The sequence below is a fragment of the Bradyrhizobium sp. STM 3809 genome (assembly GCF_000239795.1).
In the GTDB taxonomy this organism is placed as follows: Bacteria; Pseudomonadota; Alphaproteobacteria; order Rhizobiales; family Xanthobacteraceae; genus Bradyrhizobium.
Genome location: NZ_CAFJ01000040.1, coordinates 1 through 5571 on the forward strand (window position 1 = coordinate 1; position 5571 = coordinate 5571).

Annotated in this window: 5 protein-coding genes; 1 reads left to right on the forward strand and 4 read right to left on the reverse strand. The window is 67.9% G+C overall.

Going from position 1 to position 5571, the window contains the following annotated elements; genetic code table 11:
- Nucleotides 1–263 (forward strand): hypothetical protein (locus BRAS3809_RS36995; protein ID WP_035654980.1); only part of this gene is annotated, 263 nt, incomplete at its 5' end.
- A gap of 131 nt (nt 264–394) precedes the next feature.
- Here BRAS3809_RS36995 and BRAS3809_RS01765 read toward each other — a convergent pair.
- Genes BRAS3809_RS01765 through BRAS3809_RS01780 form a run of 4 tightly spaced genes read right to left on the reverse strand, consistent with a single transcriptional unit; the run spans nt 395 to nt 5540 of the window.
- Nucleotides 395–1903 carry a pyridoxal phosphate-dependent decarboxylase family protein gene (locus BRAS3809_RS01765; RefSeq protein ID WP_008960387.1) on the reverse strand — a complete coding sequence of 503 codons (1509 nt, stop codon included), beginning with the start codon at nt 1901–1903 and terminating at the stop codon, nt 395–397.
- Nucleotides 1900–3093, reverse strand: a complete 1194-nt coding sequence (locus tag BRAS3809_RS01770) for an ATP-grasp domain-containing protein (RefSeq protein ID WP_008960388.1) — start codon at nt 3091–3093, stop codon at nt 1900–1902. Before BRAS3809_RS01770 ends, BRAS3809_RS01765 begins: the two co-directional genes overlap by 4 nt.
- Nucleotides 3094–3142: 49 nt before the next feature.
- Nucleotides 3143–4759 (reverse strand): hypothetical protein, encoded by a 1617-nt coding sequence (locus tag BRAS3809_RS01775; protein WP_008960389.1) that lies wholly within the window; start codon nt 4757–4759, stop codon nt 3143–3145.
- A gap of 10 nt (nt 4760–4769) precedes the next feature.
- Complete coding sequence (locus BRAS3809_RS01780; RefSeq protein WP_008960390.1) at nt 4770–5540, reverse strand: hypothetical protein; 771 nt, start codon at nt 5538–5540, stop codon at nt 4770–4772.
- Nucleotides 5541–5571: the final 31 nt, after the last annotated feature.

Genomic DNA, 5571 nt, shown 5'->3' on the forward strand with positions numbered 1-5571 from the left:
GGAGCGAAAGCAGATTCTGGCGCACCGACGCCGAGAGGACGATACCTGACATTTTCATACCCTTCTGGTGTGAAACAAACGCCCGATCCCTTCGAGATCAGGGTGCCGCCCAGGCCAGCATGTTGGCGAGGGCGAGCGCGCGTCACGGTGAATGGCAGTGGCTAACGATTGCTGAAGCGGTTGTGGCGCCCGCGCCGTTCAATTGCTCGGAGAGGCCGGAGGCGAGCGCCGACGCGCGGCGCGACCGTGAAGCCGCCCATTGAAAAGACAGACGGATTCATTCACGCGCCGGCGTCTTCACCACGCGTCAACCAACTTCGGAAAGCTTCCGCCCACCATCTCGATTCATCTTCGTGACGGTAACATCGCCCAGCACAGTCCAGGCGATTCACCATCAGGGCGAAAGCGGCGGCGCATCGACATCGATCAACGGCGCAAGACCTTCGGTCCGCCGGCGGCCGAACGCCAGGACCGCAGCGATCAGCCGATCGATGTCGCGCATGTCGGTACGATGGTTCACGATCGCCGCGCGGATCGCCAAGCGGCCCTCCAGCATCGTCGTCGACGGCGCAGCAAGGCCGGATTCGTGAAGGTCGGCGACGACGGCGCCGTTGACCGCGTCGGCATCTTGGCACCGGTAGCGAAAGCAGACGATGTTCAGATTGACGGGCGCCAGCAGCTCGAGCTCCGGCTCGTCGCGCACCCGCTGCTGCAGATAGCGCGCGAGCTCGCAGCTGCGCGCGATCACGGCGCCGAGCGCATCGGTGCCGAACGTCCTGAGTGTGAACCAGGTCTTCAGCGCCCGGAAACCGCGCGACAGATCAGGCCCGAGATCGCAGGGCCATTCGGCGCCGGCGGCAAGACCGCGCGTCTCACGGCGCAGATAGGCGGCCGGCGCGGCGAAGGCGTCACGATGCTTGTCGCCGTCGCGCACCAGCAGGAAGCCTGCGTCGTAGGGCACCTGGCCCCATTTGTGGAAGTCGAGCGCGATCGAATCCGCCCGCGCGATGCCGTCGAGCCTGGGTGCGAGCTCCGGCGACAGCATGGCCAGCGCGCCGAACGCACCGTCGACGTGAAACCACAGCCCCTCGCTGCGGCATAGTTCGGCGATGCCAGCGAGATCGTCGATGGCGCCGATGTCGACGGTTCCTGCGGATGCGACGACCAGAAACGGATGCAGGCCCGCAGCGCGGTCCGCCGCGACAGCCGCCCGCAGCGCCGCGATGTCGATGCGATGCGCGGCGTCGACGGCGATGCTGCGCAGCGCGTCGCTGCCCAGCCCGCTGATGTCCATCGCCTTGGCAATGCAGCCATGCGCGGCCTTCGACGTATAGGCGCGCAAGCTTCGGCCGGCCTCGCCCACACCCGCATTGCGAACGGCGGCGCCGAGCGCCGCGCGGCGGGCCACCAGCACGGCCATCAGATTGGCCATGGAGGTGCCGGTGACGAACAGGCCGCTGGCGCCTTGCGGGAAGCCGAACAGCTGCCGAGTCCAGTCGACCACCTCGCGCTCGACCTCGATCGGCGCGTGATCGCGGCCGCCGAGATTGGCGTTCAGCCCCGCGGCCAGCATCTCCGCGAGCATGCCGACCACCGTGCCGCCGCCATGCACCCAGCCCATGAAGCCGGGATGCACGTTGCCGGTGGCATGGGGGACGACGAGCTCGCTGAAATCCCGATAGACCTCGGCGAGATCGGTTGGTGCGTGCGGCAGCCGGCTGCGAAAGCGCTGCCGTGTCGCCTGCGACATCGGCTGCCAGACCGGACGGTCGCGGATGCCGGCGACGTAGTCAATCATGTCGTCGAGCATGCGATGACCCTGCGCGCGCAGCTCGGTCCAGTCCTGCGGATCGAGCGTCCGGGGCGGCTGCAGCGTCGGGACGACGCGTGTCTCCCCGCTCACGCCGCCTGCTCCGCCGCCGCGGCGGCGGCGCGCTTGGCGATCATGTCGGCGAACGCCGTGAAGATCCTGCGCATCTGCGGCGGCTTGTAGGGGAACACGTCCGGCGGGTCCATGTTGTGCACGACCGCGGTGTTGTCGGCCTCGAACACCAGCAGCGCGCCGTCCTTGGTCTCGGCGCAATCGATGATGAAATAGTCGAGGCCGATGCGCTCGGCGATCGCCGCGAGCACGCTGCGGTGACGGCGGCCGAAGCCGATGTCGAAAGTCTGCATGAACGTCGCCTCTTCGAGGCGCTTGCTTTCGCTCGCCGCCATGCCGGCGTTGAGGTACCAGATGTCCCAGCGCCGCGCGATCGCCATGTGGCACGCATAGGCCACGCCGTCGACGAACACGATGCGGTATTTGCGGAACTGGCCGTCCTCGCTCGCATAGTCGACGAAGCGCGAGACGAAGAATTCCTGCTCGTCGCGCTCGTCGAGATAGAGCGACAGCTCGATCGGCTCCTCCACCTTCTCGAGGCCGACGCCGGCATGCGAGCCGCGCGGCCGGATGATGATCGGAAAGCCGAGGGCGCCGTCGACGTCCTCGATCGACTCGCGCTCGTCCGCGACATCGAGCAGACGCTCGCGCTCGAGCGGAACGGTGGCCGGGATCGAAAGCCCGTCGATGCCGGCGAGCAACGCGTGCAGCTTGTCGCGGTCGAGATGCCAGACCCGCTCCGGCGGGTTGAGCAGCGGACGCGGCCATCGCGCGGCGACCGCATCGATCTCATGCAGGGCGTGCTGGCAATCCTCGGAATCGGAAGCGATGACGATGGCGACGTCGTGCGCCGGCAACGGCGACGGCAGCTCGGCGCCCGGGACGACATAGAGCAGCATCAGCTCGATGTCGGTGTCCTCGAGCAGGAACTCGATCGGCGTATTGCTGCCCATGTCGGTCGACGCGGCCAGCGCGAGCACGCGCAGACGCGGCGGCGCGCTGTTGCCCGCGACGCGGTAGAGTTGCTGCGCCTGCAGAACGTCGTGCTGGATCGCGAGCCCCGAGGATTTCTCTCCGATCAGCTGCGCGACCAGCGCGAGATCGAGCCCCTCGCCCGGCGTGGCAGTGCCGTCGAGCAGCTTGCCGAGCAGGACCGCCCACATCGGCTTCAGATCCTGGCCGTCGAAGGCCGCCTTGGCGATCCTGGCCATGCCGATCCGCTCGGCACATTCGGCGCCGAGGTCGGCCAGCGCGAGCAAATCAGTTGGCATGGCAGATGTCCCTGAGATCCTGACTGCTCAAATCCGACACGAGCAGTTCCGTCTTGGCGACCACATCTGCGATGCGATCGATGTCGGCTTCGAGATTGACGCGCGCGGCGGTGATGTCGTCGCTCCACGCCTCCGTGACCTGGCGCGCGCCGATGCAGAGCCGCAGCGCGGCGACCGGCGTCCCATTGTCGCGTTCGATCCGCACCGGCTGGCCGATCAGGCATTGCCGCGCGGCGACGGCGGCCGAGGGGCCGCTGAATCGGCTGCCGAGATCGTGCTGGAGGGCGCGATAAACCGCCTGCGTCTCACCGAGATCGAGCAGTCGGCCGTCGCGCTGAAGCGCGAACGGGAAGATCGTCGGAGCGGCGAACTCGCCCTCCATCGCGTCCGCCGCGTCATGGGTCGCGATCGGACGCAGGACCGGCGACAGCAGCAGCAGGCTCTCGATCGCTTCCCCGAGCTGCCGGATCGCCATCCGGCGAAACGCCTCGGGCACCGCATGATAGGCCGCGATCTCCTCCATCGCCGCTTCCCAGCGCAGCCACTGGCCGATATTGGCCCGCTGTGCCGAGCGCGCCCGCAGATCGGTCCAGGCCAGCGGCCAGTCGCAGCGGTTGACGTAGTCGAGCAATCCGGACGCCACGGCATGGCCGCGCGACGCCACCGCGTGCGGCACGAGCAAGGCGCCGCTGAAGGCCGGACCACCGAAGAATTTCGAGCCGGATATCAGCACCAGATGCCCGCGGTCGAGATAGGCGCGCAGCCGCCGTGCCCCGAGCCGCATCTGGCAGGCATCGACGACGACCTGGACATGACCAGGCCAGCGCCGCGCCACCTCGTCGAGGCATGCCAGGCCCGGCGCGCGCCAGCCGAACTTGGAGGCGTCCATCACCTGCAGCAGCACATTGCGTCCGTCGCGGACGAGGCCTGCGACCGTGTCGAGCACCGCGGTGTCGATGTCACTGCGCGGCCGCATCGATACGCCATCGCGCAGCGGCAGGAACAACGCCTCTCCCGAAAGACCGTCGATCGGAGCTTCCCTGGGGACAGAGAGGCCGCTCGCGGTTTTCGTGTTGAAATGCTGCCCACGCGCGGTTGCAGCCGTGCCGCTGCCGGTCTGATCGCTGCCGACGACGACGCTCGTGACGTGGTCGCCGAGCCGCGCGCGCACCAGCGCCAGGGCATGGAGCTGGGAATCGGTGCCCGATGGCGAGAAGACGACGTCGACGTCGCCGGCCAGTCCGAGATGGCTGCGTAGCTCGCAGCGCATCTCCTCGATGCGGCGGTCGAGCGCCTCGTCCACGCCGAGCGAGATCGCCGCATGCATCAGCCGCTCGCGCGCCAGCTCCACCCGCGCATAGGCGCGCTCGGAGATCGGCGAGGCCGTGCTCGAAGAGAAGCAGAGCAGATCCGGCGCGGGTGATGGTGGGCAGCCATAGGCATTGCGGCCCCAGGGCCGGTCGAGCGTCAGGCGGCTGTCGCCGCCGTCGATCAGGAGATCGCCGAGCAGCGCGAACAGATCGCGCAGGCCGGTTGCCGTGCCCTGCCCTCGCATGACGGCGAAGGACGATGTGGAAAGCTCCGGCCGGGTCGCAGGCGGCGTCATGATGCGATCGTCACGCGGCGTCTGCGGCGGCGGTGGGAACCGCGATGGCCGAGGCGAATTGCGAGGCGACATTGCCATGGAAGACGGACGGACCGACGTGATCGAGCCGGCTGTCGAGATCCGCCCAGATCTCGCCGCCGATGTCGGTCCAGCGCTTGCAGAACGCGAAATCTTCGCTGAGATAGGTGCCGGTCTCCGGATCGATCAGGCATTCGAACAGCGCGAAGCGGTTCGGGCTGCCCGCCAGCGCGTCCTGCGAATGCTCGCGAAAGAACTGCAGTGGCGCATAGGCCGGGTGCGCGATCATCGCCTCGATGACGCGGCGGCGGATCATCAGGAAGCCGGTGCCGGCATAGCGCACGCGGGTGAAGCCGTTGACCACCGCGACGTGATCGGGATTCTCGATCTCCAGCACGTAGTCGAGCGAGGCCGCGGGCACGTCCATCCGGTTGTCGTGAATGGCGCGGCGCGCCTTGGTCCAGTTGACCTTCTTGACCGGATAGACACCGGCCACCATGTCGCCGCCGGACTCGATCAGCCGGAACACCTGCTTCGGGGTGAAGCCGATGTCGGCGTCGACGAACAACAGATGCGTCGCCGTGGGATCATTGAGGAACAGCGTGACCAGATTGGCGCGGGCGCGGGTGATCAGCGCGTCTCCATCGCGCATATGGACCGTCAGGTCGACGTTGGATGTGGCGCGCAGCGCGCGCTGCAGGGCGAAGATCGAGCTTGCATAGATGCTCGACACCTGTCCGCCGAAGCAAGGCGTCGCGATCACCAGATGGATCCGCTCGTCGGTCGGGTTACTC